This is a genomic window from Stappia sp. WLB 29 (genome assembly GCF_023507705.1).
Taxonomy (GTDB): Bacteria; Pseudomonadota; Alphaproteobacteria; order Rhizobiales; family Stappiaceae; genus Stappia.
In genome coordinates this window covers 99,611-121,929 of sequence record NZ_JALBGD010000010.1, presented here as the reverse complement: position 1 = coordinate 121,929, position 22,319 = coordinate 99,611, and the positions used below count along the sequence as shown (strand labels likewise).

Annotated in this window: 15 protein-coding genes; 11 read left to right on the top strand and 4 right to left on the bottom strand. The window is 68.2% G+C overall.

Annotation, left to right across the window (positions count from 1 at the left end; translation table 11 throughout):
- Positions 1-32: 32 nt before the first annotated feature.
- A complete protein-coding gene (locus MNI96_RS18005; protein ID WP_249695388.1) occupies positions 33-1,166 on the bottom strand; it encodes a polysaccharide biosynthesis/export family protein in 1,134 nt (377 codons plus the stop codon).
- A 566-nt stretch (positions 1,167-1,732) separates the two neighbouring features.
- Here MNI96_RS18005 and MNI96_RS18000 point away from each other — a divergent pair.
- Positions 1,733-3,595 carry an autotransporter assembly complex protein TamA gene (locus MNI96_RS18000; RefSeq protein WP_249695387.1) on the top strand — a complete coding sequence of 621 codons (1,863 nt, stop codon included), beginning with the start codon at positions 1,733-1,735 and terminating at the stop codon, positions 3,593-3,595.
- 248 nt (positions 3,596-3,843) lie between these two features.
- The gene (locus tag MNI96_RS17995; RefSeq protein ID WP_249695385.1) at positions 3,844-7,899 is read left to right on the top strand and encodes a translocation/assembly module TamB domain-containing protein; all 4,056 of its coding nucleotides are present in this window, start codon (positions 3,844-3,846) and stop codon (positions 7,897-7,899) included.
- Between the two features lie 450 nt (positions 7,900-8,349).
- On the opposite strand, the gene MNI96_RS17990 is transcribed toward MNI96_RS17995, so the two are convergent.
- Positions 8,350-9,378 carry an Ldh family oxidoreductase gene (locus MNI96_RS17990; protein WP_249695383.1) on the bottom strand — a complete coding sequence of 343 codons (1,029 nt, stop codon included), beginning with the start codon at positions 9,376-9,378 and terminating at the stop codon, positions 8,350-8,352.
- Positions 9,379-9,659: 281 nt separating this feature from the next.
- Between MNI96_RS17990 and MNI96_RS17985 the strand changes: the two genes are divergently transcribed.
- Both MNI96_RS17985 and MNI96_RS17980 read left to right on the top strand, forming a co-directional pair.
- The gene (locus MNI96_RS17985; protein ID WP_249695382.1) at positions 9,660-10,376 is read left to right on the top strand and encodes a GntR family transcriptional regulator; all 717 of its coding nucleotides are present in this window, start codon (positions 9,660-9,662) and stop codon (positions 10,374-10,376) included.
- 89 nt (positions 10,377-10,465) lie between these two features.
- On the top strand, positions 10,466-11,920 hold the full coding sequence (locus MNI96_RS17980) for an NAD-dependent succinate-semialdehyde dehydrogenase (RefSeq protein ID WP_249695380.1): 1,455 nt from the start codon (positions 10,466-10,468) through the stop codon (positions 11,918-11,920).
- Positions 11,921-11,975: 55 nt separating this feature from the next.
- Here the strand turns inward: MNI96_RS17980 and MNI96_RS17975 are convergent, their stop codons facing one another.
- Complete coding sequence (locus tag MNI96_RS17975) at positions 11,976-12,914, bottom strand: LysR family transcriptional regulator (RefSeq protein WP_249695377.1); 939 nt, start codon at positions 12,912-12,914, stop codon at positions 11,976-11,978.
- Between the two features lie 112 nt (positions 12,915-13,026).
- On the opposite strand from MNI96_RS17975, the gene uraD reads away from it, so the two are divergent.
- The 6 genes from uraD to MNI96_RS17945 all read left to right on the top strand — a co-directional run bounded on the left by uraD (position 13,027) and on the right by MNI96_RS17945 (position 21,157).
- Positions 13,027-14,583, top strand: coding sequence for a 2-oxo-4-hydroxy-4-carboxy-5-ureidoimidazoline decarboxylase (gene uraD / locus MNI96_RS17970; RefSeq protein WP_249695375.1), 1,557 nt, complete (start codon positions 13,027-13,029; stop codon positions 14,581-14,583).
- Positions 14,584-14,587: 4 nt separating this feature from the next.
- A complete protein-coding gene (locus tag MNI96_RS17965; RefSeq protein ID WP_249695373.1) occupies positions 14,588-15,073 on the top strand; it encodes a TRAP transporter small permease in 486 nt (161 codons plus the stop codon).
- Positions 15,070-16,350, top strand: coding sequence for a TRAP transporter large permease (locus MNI96_RS17960; protein WP_249695371.1), 1,281 nt, complete (start codon positions 15,070-15,072; stop codon positions 16,348-16,350). Before MNI96_RS17965 ends, MNI96_RS17960 begins: the two co-directional genes overlap by 4 nt.
- Positions 16,350-17,105 carry an aspartate/glutamate racemase family protein gene (locus tag MNI96_RS17955; RefSeq protein ID WP_249695369.1) on the top strand — a complete coding sequence of 252 codons (756 nt, stop codon included), beginning with the start codon at positions 16,350-16,352 and terminating at the stop codon, positions 17,103-17,105. Before MNI96_RS17960 ends, MNI96_RS17955 begins: the two co-directional genes overlap by 1 nt.
- 109 nt (positions 17,106-17,214) lie before the next feature.
- Positions 17,215-19,152, top strand: a complete 1,938-nt coding sequence (locus MNI96_RS17950; RefSeq protein WP_249695366.1) for a sigma-54-dependent Fis family transcriptional regulator — start codon at positions 17,215-17,217, stop codon at positions 19,150-19,152.
- 205 nt (positions 19,153-19,357) lie between these two features.
- Positions 19,358-21,157, top strand: a complete 1,800-nt coding sequence (locus tag MNI96_RS17945) for an NAD(P)/FAD-dependent oxidoreductase (RefSeq protein ID WP_249695364.1) — start codon at positions 19,358-19,360, stop codon at positions 21,155-21,157.
- 104 nt (positions 21,158-21,261) lie between these two features.
- On the opposite strand, the gene MNI96_RS17940 is transcribed toward MNI96_RS17945, so the two are convergent.
- On the bottom strand, positions 21,262-21,852 hold the full coding sequence (locus tag MNI96_RS17940; protein WP_249695362.1) for an Lrp/AsnC family transcriptional regulator: 591 nt from the start codon (positions 21,850-21,852) through the stop codon (positions 21,262-21,264).
- A gap of 153 nt (positions 21,853-22,005) precedes the next feature.
- Between MNI96_RS17940 and MNI96_RS17935 the strand changes: the two genes are divergently transcribed.
- On the top strand, positions 22,006-22,215 hold the full coding sequence (locus MNI96_RS17935; RefSeq protein ID WP_249695360.1) for a hypothetical protein: 210 nt from the start codon (positions 22,006-22,008) through the stop codon (positions 22,213-22,215).
- The last annotated feature ends 104 nt before the right edge of the window (positions 22,216-22,319 follow it).

Genomic DNA, 22,319 nt, shown 5'->3' with positions numbered 1-22,319 from the left:
CACACGTCCCCTCGCCGGGGCGAGGGCCGACGTCAATTGGCGGCCAGCGCGTCGACCGTTCTGGCACTGGACAGCAGCGGGCCGATGATCTGCAGGAACTTGCCGAACTCCGCCGTCGGATGGTTGGCGACGTAGATGATGTCCTTGTCGCGCATCTCGAACGAGCGGGCCAGGAAGAACGCCTCGGCGGCGCGCAGGTTCAGCTTGTAGACGACCGGCACCTTGGTCTTGGAGAACTTCTGCGCCACCTCGTCGCCGCGGATCTTGCGGACCAGATCCCGGTCCTCGTAGCGGAACAGGAAGATGCCGCCGGCATCGGCGAAGAAATCCTTCAGGCCGCCGACCTGGGCCAGGCCCTCGGCCAGCGTCACCGATTCGGTCTTGAACGGCACCAACTGCGTGCTCTGCACCGCGCCGAACGCGGAGAACGTGCGCGGCTTGTGCGTCACCAGCACGTTGTCGCCCGGCGTCAGCCAGATGTTGTTTTCCGGATATTCGATCAGGTCGACGAGGCGCGCCTCGCCCGAGCGCGAGCCGCGCTTGACCGTCACCACCGTCTCGTAGGTCGCCTCGCGCGAGCCGCCGGCCCGCGCCACCGCTTCCAGCAGGCGCATGCCGCGCACCGACATGGTGTACTGGCCGGGCTTCATCACGTCGCCGACCACGACGACGCCGCTGCTCTCGTTGCCTTCCACCAGAACCAGCACCTGCGGCTCGATGGCCTTGCCCTTCAGCCGCTCCTGGATCGAGGAGCGCAGCCCCTCGACCGTCAGGCCGTTCGCCTGAATGCGGCCGGCATAGGGAATGAAGATATAACCGGCCTCGTCGACCACCACGGGGACCGAGACGTTCTTGCCGTCGGTGGTGGAGAACAGGCCCTCGGGCGCCGCTTCCCAGATCGTCACGACCAGGCGGTCGCCGATGCCCAGGCGCGTCGAGCGGCCGGCGCCGGGCACCGTGGCGAAATGGCGGGAGAACAGCGCCGGGCGGTAGTCGTGCACCGCCGCGACCGTCGAACGGTCCAGCGACAGCAGCACATAGTCCGAGCTGACCGCATCACCCTCGATCTCTTCGGAGGTAATGGTGATCGCAGCAGGTCCCTGCCCCGGCAGGCCGGCGCAGCCTGCGAGCGAAAACGCAAGGAAAACAGGGATCAATAAACGCATCAAGGCCTCGGTAGTGACATTCCGGACGTGTCACGCCCGCTTCTGTTAGCACCCTCTCGGGCGGGTGTCCAAGCTGGATGGACGCGCGCCGCCGCAAGCCCGCCACCTGTTGTTCATCGGCAACATTGTTTACCCCATTGGTTAATCAAACAGAAAATGAATCTGACAAAATTGCCCCGGTTTTCAGGCATTTGTGGGATGGACTTCGCCGGGTGCAGCAGCAGCGCCCGGCCGTTCCCCTCCTGCGGCAGGGCGGACATCGGCGCCTAGCGGCAGGCGCCGACTTGGCGAATCCGCGGCGGCACGAGATTCGTCAAAGCGCATGAAACATGCCATATGGTGAGCGAATTGGTCCGGACGGGACCTCCGGTTCAGAACCGGTCAACCATTCGGGCCTAGCCTTAGGCTTACAAGATGGGTCGATGAAGGACCTTTCGGGCTCAACCGGAACAGGACGTCTCGTGCGTATCGACGAGATCCGGACAGCTGACCTGCCGGCGTTTTTGGCGGGGAATGCGAGGACGGCACGGCGGGACCATCGCCGGCGCCCCCTTTGCGTTGCGCTGATGGCCGGCACCTTGCTCGGCCTGTCCGCCGCCCCGGCCTCCGCCCTCGACCTGTTCGGCTGGTGGCCGTTCGGCAAGTCTGAGAGCGAGGCCGAAACCGCCGTCGTCGATCCCTTTCCCTATACCGTCACGCTGTCGCTGTCCGGCGGCAACGACGATCTGAAGGAAAAGCTGGAGAGCACCTCCGAACTCGTCAGCGATGCCGACCGCCCGCCCTCGGGCGAGGCCGGGCTGATCGCCCGCGCCAATTCGGACTTCGAGCGCCTGGTCGGCCGGCTCTATGTCGAGGGCTACTATGCCGGCACCGTCGACATTCGTGTCGCCGGCCTGACGCTGGAGGCGGCGCTGCGCATGCCGTCCCTGCCTGGCCCGCGCCCCGTTCCGGTGACGATCCGCGTGTCGCCCGGCCCGCTGTTTTCCTTCGGCAGCCTGTCGGTCGAGAGCACCGCGCAGGACGCGCTCATCGGCACACCGGAAAGCTACGGGCTGGTGAGCGGCGAGACCGCCAATTCCGAGAAGGTGCTGCGCGCCGAGCAGCGCATCGTCGCCGACCTGAAGTCGGCCGGCTATCCCTTCGCCAGGATCGAGCGGCGCGAGATCGTCGCCGACCACGCCACCAACCGGCTGGACGTGCGCCTCGTCGCCGCGCCCGGACGGGACGCGCGCTTCGGCGAGGTCACCGTCAGCGGCACCGAGGCGACCGATCCCGATTTCGTCGTCACCCAGGCCATGCTGCCGGAGGGCGAGCAGTACTCCCCGCAGGCCATCGAGCGCGCCACCAAGCGGCTCTCCGATCTCGGCATCTTCTCTTCGGTGCGCATCGTGCCGGGCGAGCAGGTCGGCCCGGACGGGCGCCTGCCGATGACCATCGAGGTCTCCGAGCGCAAGCGCAACGTCATCGGCGTCGGCGCCAACTGGTCGAGTTCCGAAGGCTTCGGCGTCGAGGCCTATTGGCGCCGGCGCAACCTGTTCGGCCGCGGCGAATTGCTCAGCGTCGAGGGCTCGGTCGGCCGCCTCGGCGACAACAGCCTGTCGGACCTGGAATATGCCGGCCGCATCGCCTTCGAGAAGCCCGGCGCCTTCGGGCCGCTGACCACCTTCACGACGAGTCTCAGCGCCAAGCAGGAAATCCCCGACGCCTATCGCAGCCGCAACGTCACGTTGGATGCTTTCGTGCGGCGCGAGTTCAGCGACCATCTGTCCGCGCGGGTCGGCGCCGAGGTGCAGTTCGCCGACGAGCAGGACGTCTTCGGCAACCGCACCTACCTGCTTACCGGCATCATCGGCGAGGTCGCCTACGACACGCGCGACGACAAGCTGAACCCGACCGAAGGCCTCAACGCCGTCGCCTTCGCCGAGCCCGCCTACGACGCCAAGGGCGGCAACTTCATGCTCTTCACCAAGGCGCAGGTCTCCGCCTACCAGGCGCTGGACGAGTCCCGCCGCTTCGTGCTCGCCGGGCGCGTCGGCGCCGGCAGCATCATCGCCCCGTCCATTCGGGCGGTGCCGGCGGCGCGGCGCTTCTTCTCCGGCGGCGGCGGGTCGATCCGCGGCTATGCCTATCGCAATGTCGGCCCCCGGATCGCCGGCGAGGTCACCGGCGGGCGCTCCTATGTGGAGGCCTCGGCAGAAGTGCGGATGAAGGTCACCGAGACGATCGGCCTCGTCGGCTTCGTCGATGCCGGCAACAGCTTCAGCGCGGTCTATCCGGATTTTTCGGAGGGGCTGAAGGTCGGCGTCGGCGCCGGCATCCGCTACTTCACGCCCGTCGGGCCGCTCCGGCTCGACGTCGCCGTACCGCTCAACCCGGAAAAGGACGACCCGAGCTTCGCCATCTATGTCGGCCTCAGCCAGGCGTTCTGATTTCGAGAAATTGAGACGGTTTGGGCGCTTGAAACGCAAAATTTCTCGAAATTTTGCAAAATCCTATCGAAATTCGATTTTGCGAATCATTCCAGAGGCATAAGCGGGAACGATAAGGTTCCGATTCCGATTCAACGCCTTGACGCATCGATTCAGGGCAAGCTGCCGCCACGCCATGATTTCGCTTCAAGATTGCGGGATAAGTCTTTTCATGACGACTCGTTTTTCAGCCCGTCGGGGTGCATGACTTGACCGCATCGCCGGGCCGCCGCCGTTCCCGCTCCTTCCTGCGCGCCACCGCCCGGTTGCTGCTGCGGGTGCTCGTCGCCGTCGTGGTGATCGTGCCCCTGCTGGTGCTCGGACTGCTCGGCGCGCTGCAGACGGAGGCCGGGCGCAACGCGGTCGTGTCTCTGGTCAACGGCATCGCCGGCGGCCCGGACGGCGGCGTGCGGCTCGCCGGCTTGCAGGTCGGCTGGGGGCTGGATGCCAGCGTCGAGCGGGTCGAGGTTTCGGACGCTGCAGGCACCTATCTCACGGTCGAGCAGGCGCGGCTCGCCTGGGACCCGCTGGCGCTCCTGTCCGGCACTGTCGATGTCGAAGCCATCGACGTTGCCCGCGTTTCTCTCGCGCGCCTCCCCGTCCCCTCGCAGAGCGAGGACACGTCCGGCGGCTCCGTGCCGCTGCTGCCCTTCCGCCTCGGCCAGGCGCGGATCGCGGAGATCGACATCGCCGCTCCCGTCGTCGGTACGCCGGTGCGCCTCACCGCGCAGGCGCAGGCGAGCCTGTCCGACGCGCCGCAGGCGGCCGATGCGGAGCTCACCGTCAGCCGCATCGACGGCACGCCGGGCGACATCGCCGCGACCGTGCGCTTCATGCCGCAGGCGGAGGAACTGTTCTTCGACGTCACCGTGAAGGAGCCGCGCGGCGGTCTTGCCGCCCGCCTGCTGCAGATCGAGGGCCTTCCCGCGCTCGATGTCGCGCTGAAGGGCGACGGCCCGCTCGACGACTGGCAGGCGCAGATGACGCTGGCGCTGGACGGGCGCACGGAGATCGCCGGCACCGCCCGCCTTGCCGAGACCGGCGACACCCGCCAGCTGACCGCGCGGCTGGAGGGCGAGTTGTCCGCCCTTGCCCCGCCGGTCGCCGCCGCGCTGGTCATGGGCCGCACGGTGCTCGACGCGGAGGTTATCCTCACCCGCGATTTCGCGCCGCAGCGGGCGCAGGGCACCCTCGAGACCGGCACGCTTTCCTCCAGCTTCCGCGCCGACCTGCCCGAGGACGGGCGGATCGATGCCAGCGCCGACATGCGCCTGTCGGCCGGCGACGGCGCGATGATCGGCGTCGAGCTGCCCGACCGGCTGATCACCATCGGCGAGACCACCCTGGCGCTGACGGCCAGCGGCCCGCGCGATGCGCTCGGCTGGTCGCTGGCGCTGGACAGCGCGCGGGTGCAAACCACCGAAGCGCAGCTCGAGGGCATCGGCCTGCGCCTTGCCGGCGAGGATCTCGACACCACCGCGGCAAACGCGCCCCTCGCCCTCACCGCGAAACTGACCGCGCGCCATCTGCAGCCGCTGGTCGAGGGCGCGGAGATGCTCGCCGGGCCGCTGACGCTCGATGCGCGCGCCACCGTCGACCCTTCCGCTCCGGGCGCCGGGATCGACGCCCTCGCCCTGACGCTGAACGGCATCGAGACGACGTTCGACGGTGCGGTGACCGCGCAGACCATCGACGGCAGCTACACGGTGACGCTGGCGGATCTTGCCCGTTTCGCGCCGCAGGTCGTGGGCGCGGCCCGGATCGAGGGCACCGCCAGGGGCGCGCTCACCGGTCCCGACGTCGCCGCCACCCTTACCGCGCAGTCCCTGCAGCTCGCCGGCAAGCCGGTCACGGATCTCGAGGTGGACGTCACCGCGACGACGGCGCCGGAGGCGCTGTCGGCCAATATCCAGGCGCGCGGCACCGTCGACGGCAACCGGCTGGATGCGGAGATCGACGCGGAGCCGAAAGGCCCCGGCCTCTCCATCCCGACCTTCTCGCTGGCCACAGGTGAGAACCGCATCAACGGCGCCTTCGAGATCGGCAACCTCACGGATGCGATCGGCACGGTCACCGGCACGCTCGACATCGCGGCACCGAAGCTTTCCGAGCTCTCGGCCCTCGCCCTCACGGAATTGGAGGGTGCGCTGTCGGGCAAGCTCGCGCTGACGGGATCCGGCGCCGACCAGCGGGCGCAGCTGACCTTGCAGGGCGAGGATATCGCGGTTGCCGGCAACCGGATCGCACGGCTTTCCGCTTCCGGAACGGCGCGCGGCGGGCTCGCCGCACCGACGCTCTCGGGCGAGGCGACGCTCGGCGGCATCACCGCCGGCGGCACCGCCATCGAGACGGTGACCGCGACCGCGACCACGCAAGGAACGCGCACCGATATCGAGCTGGATGCCCGCCTCTCGCAGGACGGCAATGCCGACGGCGTCGCCCTGACGGCGGCTCTGCAGCCGACCGACAACGGGCTCGAAATCCTGCTGTCCTCGCTGCAGGGGCGCTATCGCGGCCTTGCCACCCGCCTGGCGCAGGAAGCACGCATCGCGGTTGCCGACGGCACCACGACAATCGAAAACCTGGGATTGCGGATCGGCGAAGGCCGCGTCGATGTCAGCGGCACCGCCGGCGAGCGGCTTGCCATCGATGCGAGGATAAATGCCCTGCCGCTGACGGCGCTCGCGCCTCTCGCCCCCGGCGTGTCGCCCACGGGCAGCGCATCGGGAACGGTCGCCGTGCGCGGCGCAGCCGCCGATCCGCAGGCCGAATGGTCGCTGTCGATCGCCGACCTCTCCGCCGCGCCCTTGCGGGAAAACGGTCTCGCCGCCGTCGGCCTGCGCTCCACCGGCCGCTTCCAGGGCGGCCGCATCACTCAGACCACCGACATCACCGGTGCGGACGGCCTTGCGCTGACCGCCAGCGGGCCGGTCGCCATTGCGGCGCCCGGGGCCCTCGACATCACGCTCAGCGGCAACGTCCCGCTCAGCGCGGCGCGCCAACGGCTGATCCTGTCGGGCTTTTCCGGCCAGGGCGGGCTTGCCGTCTCGGGCAAGATCACCGGCTCCTTCGCCGCGCCGCGCTACAGCATCACGTTGCAGCCACGCCAGCTCTCGCTGACGCAGCTCGCCTCCGGCCTCACCTTGCAGAATTTCACCGGCAGCATCGCCGTCGACAATTCAGGTGTTGCGATCAACGATCTTAACGCAGCCATCGCCGCCGGGGGTAACTTGTCGGCCGGCGGGCGTATCGGTCTCGACGGCGGCATGCCGGCAGACCTCAGGGTGCAGGTGCGCGACGGGCGCTATTCCGACGGGCGCGTGGTGCAGGCAACGCTCAGTGCCGACCTGCGCCTCACCGGACCCCTCGCCGACCAGGCGCGCGGTGCCCGGCTGGAGGGTAACGTCACCGTCGCCCGTGCCGACATCACCATTCCCAGCAGTCTGCCTGGGGCGATCAATCCCCTCGCGGTGACCCATGTCAACGCTCCGGAAGCGGTGCGCCAGCAGGATGCGGCGCTCGCCCGCGACGAGGGCAGGTCCGGCGCTGGCGGCAGCCGGCCGATCAGCCTCGATGTCAACGTCTCCGCGCCGGGGCGCATCTTCGTGCGTGGCCGCGGCCTCGATGCGGAGATGGGCGGCACCTTGCGCATCGTCGGCACCACCGCCGACCCGCAAGCCGTCGGCTCGTTCAACATGCGCCGCGGCCTGATGCAGGTGCTGACGCGCCGCGTCCAGTTCAACCGCGGCGATGTCGGCTTTACCGGCTCCCTGATGCCGCGGCTGGACTTTGCCGCCACCTCGCAGACCAGCAGCGCGCAGGTCACCATCACCGTCACCGGCCCGGCGGCGCAGCCGGAGATCGCCTTCACCTCCTCGCCGCAGCTACCGCAGGACGAGGTGCTGGCGCAGTTCCTGTTCGACCGGTCGATGAGCCAGCTCTCGCCCACCCAGATCGCCCAGCTCGGCGCCTCGGTGCTGGCGCTGACCGGCGGCAGCGGCGAAGGACCGCTCGGCGCCCTTCGCCAGTCGCTCGGCGTCGATGCCATCGACGTCGAGACCGACGGCACCTCCGGCCCCTCGCTCGCGGTCGGCAAGTACCTCAGCGACAACATCTATCTCGGCGTGAAACAGGGCACGGAAGCCGGCTCCAGCCGCGTCACCGTCGACATCGACGTCACCAAGTCGCTGAAGCTGCGCGGCGAGGTCGGCGCGGACGGCGAATCCAAGGCCGGCATCTTCTTCGAGCGCGAATTCGGCAAGTAGCAGGGGCTGGCGGTCGGCTCAGCGCTCGCCCGCCGTCCGGGAGGACGCGGGGAGAGGGCTGCGCGTCTCGCCGTCGCTCTGGCAACCAATAGGCCCCGGGTCGCGCTGCGCTTGCCCGGGGTGACTTCGGAGGGGTACGCCAGGGCCGCGCCTCCCCCTCAGACGTCATCCCGGTCCAGCTTCCCCCCCTCAGACGTCATCCCGGCCGCAGGCGAAGCCGGAGAGCCGGGAACCATTGGCAACCTCGGCAGGTGTTTTCTTTGCTCCAACCTCCCCAGGCGTCATTCCGGGCAAGGCGAAGCCGCGACCCGGAACCGGAGAGCCCCGACGGTCGTGGTGTCTTTCGGGAGCGTGTCCGGCAGGCCCTCGGCACGCCGATCCCGGCTCGGTGCTCACGCGCCGTCCGGGAGGACGCTAAGGAGAGGGCTGTGCGGCAGGACGATGCCCCCCCTACGCGTCGCGCCAGTCCTCGCCGGCCAGCGCCGCGATCTCCGCATGGACCGCTGCGGGGATAGTCAGCCCCTCGCGGGCGGCGCGGGCGCGTGCCTCCAGCCGGCGCGAGCCCGGCAGGCGCACCCCGTCCTCCGCCTCGATGGCCGCGACCAGCGTCTCCATCCGCTCGCCATAGGCGCCGGCCGAACTCATGCCCGGGTCGATGGCGATCACCGTCTGGCCGAGGTCGGGCGCCGCCCCTTCCCCCGAGAACAAGCTGGAGGCCTCGAAGGCAAGGCTCGCCCCGACCAGCGCGGCGGCCATCACCTCCACCATCAGCGCGAGCGCCGCGCCCTTGGCCTCGCCGATGGGGATCATCGTGCCGGCCATGCCCGCATCGGCATCGGTCGTCGGGTTGCCGTCGACATCGAGCGCCCACCCCTCAGGGATCGGCAGGCCGGCTTTTTGCGCCGACAGGATGCGTCCGCGCGCCACGCGCGACACGGCGAGATCGATGACCAGCGGCGCGCGGCCCTCCGACAGAGGCGCTGCGAAGGCGATGGGGTTGGTGCCGAACAGCGGCTTGCGCCCGCCCCAGGGCGCGATGGCCTTGGGCGCATTGCCGAAGACGAAGGCGACGAGGCCCTTTTCGGCCAACTTCTCGCAATGGGCTCCGGCCTGGCCGAAGTGATGCGAGCGGCGGATGGCGGCAAGGCCGATGCCGGTTTCCGCGACGATGCCGGGCAGCGCGTCGATCACCAGGTCGAAGGCGGGATAGGCGAAGCCGAGGCCCGCATCCACCCGCAGCAGGGCCGGCGCGGGGCGCGAGAAGTCCGGCACCGCGTGGCCGTCGACCTTGCCGCTCTTCGACTGCGCCGCATAGGAGGACACCCGCGACAGGCCGTGCCCGGCCTGGCCGTCGGCCTCGGCGGCGACAAGCGCGCGGGCGACGGATTCGGCGTTTTCTGCGGAGGTATCGGCGGCGATGAGGGCGGCGCGGGCAAAGGCGCCGGCTTCGTCCAGCGTGAGGGTGACCGAGGAGGACATGGCGGAGGCTTTCGTGGTCGGCAGGGCCGGGCAAGGGCCGGAATGACGGGCTGCGGCGCGCGCGGCGCCGGATCTTCCCGCCGTTTAGACCGCTTCGTGCCGCTCGGAAAGAGCCCTGTTCGTCTCTCCCGTCCCCGCATGCCGTTACCGGCCGGGGAAAATCCGCAAAAGTCGCTTGTCGTGCAAAACACCCCTCACATTCTTGTATATGATATTTGTCTGATGAATGATCGGATGCAAAGCTCGAGCACCGGCGCCCACGCCCGCATGAGGCCCCCGCAATGATCGCCAAGGCCGGATACAGTCCGCTCTACCGCCGGGTCGAGGAGATCCTGCGCACCCGGCTGACCGACGGCAGCTGGCCGCCGGGCCACAGGCTGCCGAGCGAACAGGTGCTGGCGGGCGAGTTCGGCGTCGCCCAGGGCACGCTGCGCAAGGCGGTCGAGACGCTGGCCGCAGAAGGCCTGATCGAGCGGCGCCAGGGCAAGGGCAGCTTCGCCCGCCAGCCGCAGGCGGCGCGGCCGTTGTTCCAGTTCTTCTTTTTCGCCCGGCCGGGCGGCGAACGGCTGACGCCGGAGCTGCGCCGGACCCATGTCGAGGACGGCACGGCGGATGCGACGGAGGCCGCGCGGCTACAACTTTCCGAGGGCGCGCCGGTGGTGCGGATCTTTCGCGAGCGCAGTCTCGACGGCCGGGTGGTCCTGATCGAACGGATCGTGCTGCCGGGCGCGCGGTTTGCCGGCATCGGGAACCTGCGGCTGCCGCAGGCACTTTACGCCATGTACCAGAGCGAATTTCGCGTGATGGTCACCGTGGTGCACGAGGAGTTGCGCTCGGTCGCCGCCGATGCGGAGCAGGCCGGCTTCCTAGGGGTTGCAAAGGGCTTTCCGTTGCTGGCCGTCGACCGCCTCGCCTATGATCTGGAGGGAACCCCGGTCGAATGGCGGGTGAGCGCCTGCAACACGCAGGACCTCGTCTATTCCGTGACGCTGCGCTGAACCTCGGGCCGCATGCGGCCCCGACAGGACGACGACCGGCCCAGAAGTCCTTTCGGCCGGCCCGCGACAACAACAACGGGAGTGCAAGAATGATCAGCGACCACAGGCTCTTCAAGCAGTCCTGCCATATCGGCGGACTGTGGACCCATGCCGACACCGGATCGGTGATCGAGGTCGACAACCCGGCGACCGGCGAGATCGTCGGCACCGTGCCGCGCTGCGGCCGGGCGGAGACCGCGCGCGCCATCGAGGCGGCCTATCTCGCCTTCCAGGACTGGAAGGCGACGACGGCGGAAGAGCGCGGCACCCTGATGCACAAGCTGTGCGACGCGATCCTGGCCAACCACGACGCGCTCGCGGAAATCCTCACCACCGAGATGGGCAAGCCGCTGGCCGAGGCGAAGGGCGAGATCGCGCTCGGCGTCAAGTACATCCGCTTCTTCGCCGAGCAGGCCAAGCGCATCGACGGGGACATCATCCCCTCGCCCTGGCGCGGCAAGCGGATCCTGGTGACCAAGGAGCCGGTCGGCGTCACCGGCGCGATCACGCCCTGGAACTTCCCCCACTCGATGATTTCGCGCAAGCTCGGCGCGGCCCTTGCCGCCGGCTGCACCATGGTGATCAAGCCGGCGAGCCAGACGCCCTTCTCCGCGCTCGCCTTTGCAGCGCTCGCCGAGGAAGTCGGCTTCCCGCGCGGGGTGGTCAACGTCATCACCGGCTCGGCCGCCGAGATCGCGGCGGAGATGTGCGAGAACCCGCATCTGCGCAAGATCACCTTCACCGGCTCCACGGAAGTGGGCAAGAAGCTCGCCTCCAACGCCTCCGCCCACATGAAGAAGATCTCGATGGAACTCGGCGGCAACGCGCCCTTCATCGTCTTCGACGACGCCGACCTCGACGCGGCGGTGGAAGGGGCGATGGTCTCGAAGTTCCGCAATTCCGGCCAGACCTGCGTCTGCGCCAACCGGATCTACGTGCAGTCCGGCGTCTATGACGCCTTCGCGGAAAAGCTCGGCGCCGCCATCGACGCGCTCAAGGTCGGCAACGGCCTCGAAGACGGCGTGACGCAAGGCCCCCTGATCGACGGCAAGGCGGTGGAGAAGGTCGAAGAGCACATCCAGGACGCGCTTGCCAAGGGCGGCAAGGTGCTCGCGGGCGGCAAGCGCCACGCCAATGGCGGCAGCTTCTTCGAGCCGACGCTGGTCGTGGGTGCAACGCCGGAGATGAAGGTCGCGCGCGAAGAGACGTTCGGACCGCTCGCCCCCCTCTTCCGCTTCGACACGGAAGACGAGGCGGTGGCGATGGCCAACGATACCGAATACGGCCTTGCCTGCTACTTCTACACCCAGGACTTGGGGCGCGCCTTCCGCGTCATGGAGGCGCTGGAATACGGACTGGTCGGCGTCAACGAGGGGCTGATCACCACCGAGGTCGCGCCCTTCGGCGGCGTCAAGGAGTCCGGCCTTGGAAACGAGGGCTCGAAATACGGCGTCGAGGACTATCTCAACATCAAATACGCCTGCGTCGGCGGGCTGGGACTCTGATCCCTCTTCACCAGGAATGAGCGAAGAGCCGCCCGATGGGCGGCCTTTTTGCGTTTCAGGGCAACCGGTTGCGCGCCCGCACCTCGGCGAGCATGACGGCGACATCGGCGGCCAGGAGGTCGGCAACGCGGGTGGCGATGCGCGGCAGCGCGCGGCGGGAGCTGATGGCCAGCGCGATGCTTTGGGGTACCACATTCTGCCCCGTCACGGGAATGGCGACGAGGCGCCCGTCCAGCAGCTCCTGCGCCGTGTCCAGCTCCGAGGTCAGCGCGGCGTGGCTGCCGGAGACGACGAGCTGCTTCAGAAGTTGCAGCGAGTTGGTGACCACCGGCGGGCGGTTTTCCGAGAACATCCAGCCGTGCCGCGCCTCCAGCATGCGGCGGATCGCCAGCGACGGGCTCTGCACGACGGTTGCTTGGTCGCGCACCTTGGCAAGGCTCACCTGGCTCAGCTCCGCCAGCGGATGGCCCGGCGCGACGACGCAGTGCAGCGGCAGCTCCGCGCTCCACACCACATGCAGGTCGCGATGCGGGCGCAGGTTGAAGACGAGCGCGACATCGGCATCGCCCCGGTCGAGCACGGTCGTCGCATCGTCTGGCGTTGCGATCTCCACATCGATCCGCACCCGCGGATACACCTCCGCCACATGGTGCAGGAAGCGCGGCAGCACGCCGTTGACCAGACTGTCCATCGTCACGAGGCGGATATGGCCGAGGCTTATGCCCTGCATCTGCTTCACGTCGGACCACAGGCGGTTCTCGTCCGCCCGCCAGCGCCGCGCCAGCACCACGAACATCTCCCCCACCGGGGACAAGGTCATGCCGGTGGTCATGCGGTCGAACAGTTGCACCCCGAGCCGGTCCTCCAGCAGCTTGATCTGCCGGTCGATCGCCGAGGCGGCAATGCCGATGGCGCGCGAGGCCGCCTGGATCGAGCCGTGCTCGGCAACGGCCTCGACATAGTGCAGACCGCGGGGGACAAGGTGGAGCGACATTTCGAGGCATCCTAATTTCTAGAACGCAGGATTGTCGATAATGTCATGGATTGCAATGATGAGGGCCGGCTAGCGTTCAGGGCACAAGGACACCGGACGGCAAAGGCCCGCCATGACTTCCGCCCTCGACACGCTCAACTCGGCTTCCCGCGAAACGGCGCTTGCGCTGCTCGAGCCCCTGGTCGAGCGTTCGCCCTGGGTGGTGGAGCTGACCGTCGACAGCCGCCCCTTCGCCGACGATGCGGCGCTTGCCGCCGCGCTGGCGGAGACCATCCTTGCTGCCGGCCCGGAGCGCCAGCGGGTGCTGTTTGCCGCTCACCCCGAGCTCGCCGGCGAGGAAGCGGCCGAAGGGCGCATGACCGACGCCTCGACCGGCGAACAGGCCCGGCTCGGCCTGCTGTCGCTTTCGGCAGGCGATGCCGCCCGGCTGCGCGCACTCAACGCCGCCTATCGGGCACGGTTCTCCCATCCTTTCATTATCGCTCTGCACCGCGTTCCCGACCTTGAGACCCTTCTTGCCACCTTCGAGCGCCGCCTTGCCGCGGCGGCGCCCGAGGAGCATGCCGCCACGCTGGAGGAGATCGCCTCGGTGATCCGCTCCCGTGCCGCCCGCGCCTTCGGGCCGGGCGCGAAACCGCCCCGGACCTCCCTCGCCGCAACCCTGGAGCACCCAGCCATGAAAGCCATTCTCCCGCTTGTCGCCTCCGCCGCCCTCGTCCTGTCGGCCACCATGGCCGACGCCAAGGACACGATCCGCATCGCCGGCAACTTCGCCACCGAGCACTCCTCCTCGCTTGCCATCGCGAGGTTCGAGGAAGAGATCGAGCGCTTGTCGGGTGGCGAGATCGACGTCAACGTCTTCCCGGCACAGCAGCTCGGCGGCGCGGCCGAAAACGTACAGGCCGTGAAGATCGGCGCCATCGAGATGATGTGGGTGGGCACCGCTTACCTGACCCGCACCGTGCCGGAGCTGGAAGTCATCGGCCTGCCGTTCCAGTTCCCGAGCCGCGAGGCGGCTTTCACGATCGCCGATGGGCCGGTCGGCACCGCGCTCGACGACATGCTGGCCAAGGAGGGCATGACCTCCCTCGGCTACATGGAGCTCGGCTTCCGCCACCTGACCAACAATGTCCGCCCGGTGGTCGCCCTCAGTGACATCGAGGGGCTGAAGATCCGCCTGCAGCCGAACGAGACGCACCTTGCCACCTTCCGCGCGCTCGGCGCCAACCCGGTGGCAATGGACGTCAAGGAGCTCTATTCCGCCCTGGAACAGGGCGTGATCGACGGCCAGGAGAACCCGTTCGCGATCATCAACGTCGCCGGCTACGCCGAGGTGCAGAAGCACGTCTCCAACACCGGGCATTTCTTCGACTTCATCTCCGTGGTCGGCAACAAGAAGTGGTTCGACGGGCTTGCCCCGGAAAAACAGGCGATGGTCCGCGAGGCCATGGCGACGGCCGTCGCCTATCAGCGGGAGCTGGCTGCCGAGCAGGATGCAGCGGGTCTGGCGCAGCTCACCGCCAAGGGCATGACCTTCACCGAGGTTTCGCCGGAGCTGGCGGCCGCCTTGCGCGAGAAGACCGCCGGCGTCGCCGCCGAGACCAAGGCTCGCCTCGCTCCGGAGCTGGTGACGCTGCTGGATGCCGAGACCGCCAAGCTCGGCATGTGATCCGATGGCGCTCGACCGCCTCCTGACCTTCGTCCTCGCGCGCGCCGATACCGGCGCGCGCGTCCTCGTCATCCTGGGTGCGGCCACCATGGTCGCCGTGGTCTCGGCTCAGGTGGTGATGCGCTATGTCTTCAACGGCTCGCTCGACTGGGCCGACGAGGTCAGCCGCATCGCCTTCGTGTGGACGATCTTCCTCGCAATCCCGCTCGGCATCCGCGATGGAACCCATGTGGGGATCACGCTGCTGGTCGAGCGCCTGCCCGTAGGCGTTCGCCGCCTCGTCGCACGAGCGACCAGCGCCCTCGGCGCGGCGCTGATGGGCGTCGTGTTCTGGACCACCATCGGCGTCGCATTGGCCACATGGTCCGAGCGGCTCGGCGCGCTCGACATCACCTCGAGCGTGTTCTTCTTCCCCGTCATCCTCGGCGCGCTGCACTCGGCCCTGCATCTCGTCCATCTCGCGCTGGTCCCGATGGAGCCCCGGGCATGAGCCTCTTCGTCATCGCAGCCTTTCTCGTGCTCGCCCTTTTCGGCATGCCGCTCGCCTTCTCGCTCGGCGTTGCGGCGCTGGCCGGCCTGTGGCTGTCGGGCATCGACGTCGCGGTGCTGGCCCCGCGCCTGATGAACGCGGTCAACTCATTCCCGCTGATGTCGATCCCGCTGTTCATGATCGCCGGCGAACTGATGCTAAAGGGCGGGATCATGGACAGGCTGGTCGACTTCGCCAACGCCTTCATCGGCCGGGTGCGCGGCGGCCTCGCCCAAGTGACCATCGTCGCCGGGGCCGGTCTCGCCTCCGTTTCGGGTGCCGCCGTCGCCGACGCCTCGGCCCTCTCCTCCACGCTCGTGCCTTCGCTCAGGAAGCAATACGGTCTCGGCTTCTCCACCGGCATCGTGGCGGCGGCCGCCAATCTCGGCCCGATCATCCCGCCCTCCGGCGCGATGATCGTCTACGCATTCATGGCCGGGTCCAGCGTTTCGGTCGGCGGCATGTTCATGTCCGGCGTCATTCCCGGGCTGATCCTGTTCGCCCTTTTCATGGTCCTGTGCTGGCTGATCGCCTGGAAGCGGAACTACCCGCTGGCCGGCACGCCGGTGACGCTCTCCAACATCCTGCGCGAGCTCAGGCGCAGCCTCGTCGTCTTTCTGATGCCGGTTCTGGTCATCGGCGGCATCGTCGGCGGCGCCTTCACCCCGACGGAAGGGGCCGCGGTCGGCGTCTGCTATGCGCTGGTCCTCGGCTTCTTCGTGACGCGCAAGCTGAAGCTGTCCGACCTGCCGGACGTGTTGCTGACCGCCGCGAAGACCTCGGCCCTGGTGGGCGCGATGATCGCCTTCGCCTCGACGGTGACCTTCCTCTTCACCATCGACCTGCTGCCGATGAAGCTCGCCGGTCTGATGCAAGGCGTCACCGACAGCCCGTTCCTGTTCCTCTGCCTCATCGCGGCGATGCTGCTCGTCGTCGGCATGTTCCTGGAATCCAACGCCGCCTACATCATGCTGGTGCCGTTGTTCCATCCCATCGCCCTGCAATACGGGATCGACCCGCTGCATTTCGGCTTTCTCTTCGTCTTCAACCTGGTGATCGGCATGCTGACGCCGCCGGTCGGTGTCGTCCTGTTCGTCGTCTGCGGCATCACGGGCGTCAGGATGGGCGAGTTGGTGCGCGAGAGCTGGCCCTTCATCGCGGCGATGTATGCCGTGCTGCTGGCCTGCATGATCTTTCCCGGCATCGTCACCTGGCTGCCCGAAAGGCTGGGCTACTGATGCGCCTGCTGCTGCTCAACCCCAACACCACCGAGGCGCTGACCCAGCGGCTTGCGCGCAGCGCGACAACGGTCCTGCCGGCAGATGTCGAGCTGCTGCCCCTGACGGCGCGCCAAGGGTTTCCCTACATCTCCTCGCGCGCAGAGGCGCAGATCGCCGGCGCCGCCGTGCTCGACCTGCTGGCGGAGCACGAGGGACGCTTCGATGCCGCGGTCATCGCCGCGTTCGGCGATCCGGGACTTTCTGCCGCGCGCGAGCTCTTCGACCTGCCGGTGTCAGGCCTTTCCGAAGCGGCGATGCTGGCCGCCCTGGCGCTGGGGGAGCGCTTCGCCTTCGTCACCTTTTCGCCCCGCCTCACGCCCTGGTACGAGGAGCAGGTGACGCGCGCAGGGCTCGGCACGCGCTTTGCCGGCACCTTCACGCCGGATGCCGCCTTCGGCTCCATCGCGGCGGTGGCGGAGGAGATGCGCGCACCGCTGGTTAAGACCTGCCGCCGCGCCGCCGCGCATGCGGATATCCTGATACTCGGCGGTGCGCCGATCGCCGGGCTCGCCGAGGACATCGCCGACGAGGTGCCGGCGGTGCTTCTGGACCCGGTAAAAGCCGCCGTTTTGCAGGCGGTTTCGCTCCACCGCCTGCACCCGTCCGGCGCCGACAAGGGCAGTTATGCCCGCCCGCCGGCGAAGGACAGCACGGGCCTCTCCCCGGCTCTCACCCGCCGGATCGCCGGCAAGGACACGCCCGACGCGCCCTGAGCGGAGCGGATATCCGCGCGCCTCCCTCCTCCTCCTTTGGCACTACTCCCCGATCCCGCCTTGTGGGGCGCGCCCGGCCATGCGAGCATCGCGGCGGGAGGAAATAGCCATGGTGTCGGCCCTGTCGCACATCAGGGAGATCGAGCGCGTCGCCATGGGCGGGGCGAGCGGACGAGATATGCCCGTCGTCCAGTCGTGGCTGCGCTGCGTCAACGACTATCGGCTCGACCCGGCGCAGGCGCAGGAAGCCTATATCGTTCCGGAGACGACGCTGCGCGAGCACCGCGAGCAGGCGGAGGAACTTATCCGCATCGGCCGCAGCGGTCTGGAGACGCTGTTCGATCAGGTCGCCGAACAGAAATACGTGCTGCTGCTTTCGGATGCGCGCGGCGTCACGGTCGAGTTTATGGGCGACCCGACCTTCGACAACCAGCTGCGCAAGGCCGGGCTCTATCTCGGCTCCGAATGGTCGGAAAACCGCGCCGGCACCTGCGCGGTGGGCGCCTGCATCGTCTCCGGCAAGCCGGTGGTCATTCATCAGGACGACCATTTCGACAGCAGCCATATCGGCCTGACCTGCACCGCCGCGCCGATCTACGACACGCTCGGCGACCTCACCGCCGTGCTGGATATCTCGCAGCTGCGCTCGCCCACCGCCAAGGCCAGCCAGCAGCTGGCGCTGCATCTGGTCGCCGCCACCGCGCGGCGGATCGAGCTTGCCAACCTGATCTCGCGCACCCGCAACGACTGGGTGCTGCGGCTGTCGCGCCTGCCGGACTTTCTCGACGTCGACCCGGACGCGGCGCTCTCGCTCGACGGAACGGGCCGCGTCACCGGCATCACCCATGGCGGCTTCAACGCGCTGGCGCGGGCGATGAACCTGACCGCCTTCACCGCGCGCGATCTGATCGGCGAGCGGATCGACCGGTTCTTCGAGATCGATATCGACGACCTGCCCCGCTACATGCGCGGCGGCGCAGACCGGGAACGGGTGCTGCGGGCGCGAGACGGCTCGGCCTTCTTCGCCAGTTCCATCGCGCCGGTGGTGCAGCCGCGCGGGCCGGCGACCGCGCGCCCGCGCCTGCCGGGCGCGCTCTCCACCTTGAGTTTCGGCGACCCACGCATGGAGGCACTGCTGGCGCGGGTGTCCCGGCTGGCCGGGCTCGACATCCCGATCCTGATCCACGGCGAGACCGGGACGGGCAAGGAATATCTTGCCCGCGCCATCCACGAGAGCCGCGAGCGCCCCGGTCCCTTCGTGGCCGTGAACTGCGCGGCGATCCCGGAGCATCTGATCGAGTCCGAGCTGTTCGGCTATGCGCCGGGCGCCTTCACGGGCGCGGCCCCGCGCGGCAAGACCGGCCTGATCGAGGCGGCGGCCGGCGGCACGCTGTTTCTCGACGAGATCGGCGACATGCCGCTCTCGCTGCAAAGCCGCCTCCTGCGCGTCCTGTCGGAGGGCGAGGTGCAGCCCGTCGGCGCGTTGAAGACGCGGCCCGTTCGGCTGAAGCTCATTTCCGCCTCGCACCGGGATCTCGGCCGACTGGTGGCGGAGGGCCGGTTCCGCGAAGACCTCTACTACCGGCTCAACGCCGCCACCTTCACCCTGCCGCCCCTGCGCGAGCGGCTGGACTTCGATACCCTCGCCGAACGCATGCTGGGCCGCATCGCCGCCGAGACCGGCCGAAGCCCTCGCCTGTCGCCCGGCGCGCGCATGGCGCTGCGCGCCCATTCCTGGCCCGGCAACCTGCGGGAACTGCACAACGCCCTGAAAGTCGCCGCCGCGCTGTCGGACGGGGATAGGATCGATGCCGAGTCCCTGCCCGAGCAGATCGTCCGGCCGGGCGCCGGACAGGCCTTCCGCCCGGCTCCCTCGCCGCTGCCGCCGGCAGAGACCCGCAGCGATGACGGGCCTGCGCGCCCGGACGACCTCTTGCGCGAGCTCGCTGCCTGCGGCGGCAATGTCTCGGCATTGGCGCGCCGGCTCGGCGTCAACCGCTCCACCGTGCATCGCTGGCTGAAGCGCGGCGGAACCCGCGCAGGGTGATCTGCGCCGGCCTGTTGCACCGGCTGCGACAGGTGTTGCAGGCCTGTTGCGCGACGCTGCAACAGGGGTGCGCAACAGGCGCGCCCAAGTCCTTGAACGAAAAGCGTTCTTTTGCCCGCACCGCTTGGCACGCGGTTTGCCATCTCAACGCTACCGGGCGAGCGCAGATCCGTCCCCGGGCATCTGAGCAACGGGAGGAGACCATATGCTCGACAAGACACCGACGGCCCGCGTGCAGGCCTTTCTCGACCGGTTCGGCGGGGCCCTGGAGGCGGGCCGGATCGACGAGGCCGTCAACATGTTCGCCGAGGAGTGCTACTGGCGCGACCTCGTCACCTTCACTTGGAACATCAAGACCGTGGAGGGACGCGGCGAGGTCCGCGACATGCTGGAGGCGCAGCTTGCCCTGACAAAGCCGACTTCCTGGCAGGTGGCCGAGGGCGAGGAGGCCAGCGAGGCCGACGGCGTGACCCAGGCCTGGATCACCTTCGAGACGGCGGTGGCGCGCGGCTACGGCCTGATCCGCCTCAAGGACGGGCTGATCTGGACGCTGCTGACCACCATGGTCGAGCTGAAGGGCCACGAGGAAAAGGCCGGCTTCAGCCGGCCGCTCGGCGCCAGGCACGGAGTCAATCCCGGCGGCAAGACCTGGAAGGAGGAGCGCGAGGAAGAGGCCGCGACGCTCGGCTACACGAAGCAGCCCTATGTGGTGATCATCGGCGGCGGCCAGGGCGGCATCGCGCTCGGCGCAAGGCTGCGGCAGCTCGGCGTGCCGACGATCATCGTCGAGCGCAACGACCGGCCGGGCGATTCCTGGCGCAAGCGCTACAAGTCGCTCTGCCTGCACGATCCGGTCTGGTACGACCACCTGCCCTATATCGATTTCCCGAAGAACTGGCCGGTCTTCGCGCCAAAGGACAAGATCGGCGACTGGCTGGAAATGTACACCAAGGTGATGGAGCTGAACTACTGGACCCGCTCCACCGCCCGCTCGGCGAAATGGGACGAGGCCAACAAGGAATGGGTCGTCACGGTCGACCGGGACGGCGAGGAGGTGGTGCTGCGGCCGAAGCAGCTCGTCTTCGCGACCGGCATGTCGGGCAAGGCCAACATCCCGCAGTTCAAGGGCGCGGACCGCTTTGCCGGCGAGCAGCACCACTCATCGAAACATCCCGGCCCCGACGGGTACAAGGGCAAGAAGGTCGTCGTCATCGGCTCGAACAACTCGGCCCATGACATCTGCGCCGCGCTCTACGAGGCCGGCGTCGACGTGACCATGGTCCAGCGCTCGACCACCCATATCGTCCGCTCCGATCCACTTATGGAACACGGCCTCGGCGCGCTTTATTCCGAGCAGGCGGTGGCGAACGGCATGACCACGGCGAAGGCGGACCTGATCTTCGCCTCGCTCCCCTACCGGATCCTGCACACGTTCCAGAAGCCGATCTACGACAAGATCCGCGAGATCGACGCCGACTTCTATGCGGCGCTGGAAAAGGCCGGCTTCCGGCTCGACTTCGGCGCCGACGGCTCGGGGCTTTTCATGAAGTACCTGCGGCGCGGCTCGGGTTACTACATCGATATCGGCGCCTCGCAGCTGATCATCGACGGCAAGATCAAGCTGGCGGCCGGCCAGGTGGAGGAGATTACCGAGAATTCCGTCAAGCTCGACACCGGCGTGGAGATCCCGGCCGACGTGATCGTCTACGCCACCGGCTACGGCTCGATGAACGGCTGGGTCGCCGACCTGATCGACCAGCAGACCGCCGACAAGGTCGGCAAGGTCTGGGGGCTCGGCTCCGACACGCCGAAGGATCCCGGCCCCTGGGAGGGCGAGCAGCGCAACATGTGGAAGCCGACGCAGCAGGAAGCGCTGTGGTTCCACGGCGGCAACCTGCACCAGTCGCGCCACTACTCGCAGTTCCTGTCGCTGCAGTTGAAGGCGCGGATGGAAGGCATCCCGACGCCGGTCTACGGGCTGCAACAGGTGCATCACAAGGGCTGAGCCAGGGCCAGCCGACACAGCACCGGGCGGAGCGATCCGCCCGGTTTGTCTGCCGAAATCAGCTCAGCGGATCGGCTGGCCGACGTCGATGCGGTTTCACGAGACTACCGGACCTTCCCCTCGTCGCTCTCGACCTGTCCTGCCCCGCTCATGCCGGCCATTTCCAACAAGCGGAAGTCGAGGCGGTCGGGTCCCTCGCCGGGCTCGTAGTCCCGGTTCCTAGACGACTTCAATGTCCATTGCCGCAGGACCATGGCGGTCCAGACAAGCTCCACCTCCGGATGGCGAGCCAGTTGTTCCCGCAACTCCTCGATACGCTCCAGCCCCTCGCACTGGACGAGCAGCGTCATGTCGGTGCTACCGGCGATGGACCAGGCACCTATCAGTTCGGGCCAGCCGCGAACTGCATCATGCACACTCTTACAGAATGGGCGACGCAGCTTCATGTGGAAGAACGAAGCGTCGCCGCGCAGCTTCCTCTCTTCGCTTCCGGCCAGCTTTATCGTGAAACGCTCGATGACGCCGAGGTCCATCAACCGGTCGATGCGGTTCTTGACCGTCGTCCGCGAGACGCCGAGGCGCGCCGCAAGCTCGGTATGGGATCGGCGGGCGTCTTCCGTCAGGAGGCCGACCAACTTGCGATCCAACACCGAAAGCTCCGCTTCGGGCCTGTCCTTGCAGGATGTTCCCGCCACACTTTCCTCCCGGCACCGCCGTCAGCGACCACTGCGAGTTTGCAATTCGCACAAAGATTGTCAAATCGACTTCTGCAATCTTTCGTTTTGGACGGCTAAACATGCTGGCCAGTTCCGGACGGCCGCGCGCCGCCAAAAAAACCGGGAGAAACCATGATAAGCAGAACCAATCGGCAGATCACGCTGTCGACCGAAATCAATCGCTGCCTGTTTGACCAAAACCTGGAGCAAGCGCTGATACTGATCGGCCAGGAGATGCGGCGAAAGGGGCAGGCCGTCTCACCGGCAACGCTGGACATCATTCCCATCCGAGGTGAGGACGCCGCCGAATGTGCGTCCCGCAATCGCAGTCTGGCGGAGTGAGCACCCCTCACCCTCCCCTGTGGACAAAACAGCGCCGGCGCGGCGCTGTCGCGGGCTGCCCGACGATTTTCGACAGGCAGTCCGGGGAAACGTCGAACACCGCT

What these genes read in the sequence shown, in the direction of transcription:
- MNI96_RS17975 (WP_249695377.1), bottom strand. Translation starts at nt 12,914, where the DNA reads ATGTCGCTCCACCTTGTCCCCCGCGGTCTGCACTATGTCGAGGCCGTT.
- MNI96_RS17945 (WP_249695364.1), top strand. Translation starts at nt 19,358, where the DNA reads ATGCTCGACAAGACACCGACGGCCCGCGTGCAGGCCTTTCTCGACCGG.
- MNI96_RS17960 (WP_249695371.1), top strand. Translation starts at nt 15,070, where the DNA reads ATGAGCCTCTTCGTCATCGCAGCCTTTCTCGTGCTCGCCCTTTTCGGC.
- MNI96_RS17950 (WP_249695366.1), top strand. Translation starts at nt 17,215, where the DNA reads ATGGTGTCGGCCCTGTCGCACATCAGGGAGATCGAGCGCGTCGCCATG.
- MNI96_RS17965 (WP_249695373.1), top strand. Translation starts at nt 14,588, where the DNA reads ATGGCGCTCGACCGCCTCCTGACCTTCGTCCTCGCGCGCGCCGATACC.
- MNI96_RS18000 (WP_249695387.1), top strand. Translation starts at nt 1,733, where the DNA reads ATGGCCGGCACCTTGCTCGGCCTGTCCGCCGCCCCGGCCTCCGCCCTC.
- MNI96_RS17955 (WP_249695369.1), top strand. Translation starts at nt 16,350, where the DNA reads ATGCGCCTGCTGCTGCTCAACCCCAACACCACCGAGGCGCTGACCCAG.
- MNI96_RS17980 (WP_249695380.1), top strand. Translation starts at nt 10,466, where the DNA reads ATGATCAGCGACCACAGGCTCTTCAAGCAGTCCTGCCATATCGGCGGA.
- MNI96_RS17990 (WP_249695383.1), bottom strand. Translation starts at nt 9,378, where the DNA reads ATGTCCTCCTCGGTCACCCTCACGCTGGACGAAGCCGGCGCCTTTGCC.
- MNI96_RS17935 (WP_249695360.1), top strand. Translation starts at nt 22,006, where the DNA reads ATGATAAGCAGAACCAATCGGCAGATCACGCTGTCGACCGAAATCAAT.
- MNI96_RS18005 (WP_249695388.1), bottom strand. Translation starts at nt 1,166, where the DNA reads ATGCGTTTATTGATCCCTGTTTTCCTTGCGTTTTCGCTCGCAGGCTGC.
- uraD (WP_249695375.1), top strand. Translation starts at nt 13,027, where the DNA reads ATGACTTCCGCCCTCGACACGCTCAACTCGGCTTCCCGCGAAACGGCG.
- MNI96_RS17985 (WP_249695382.1), top strand. Translation starts at nt 9,660, where the DNA reads ATGATCGCCAAGGCCGGATACAGTCCGCTCTACCGCCGGGTCGAGGAG.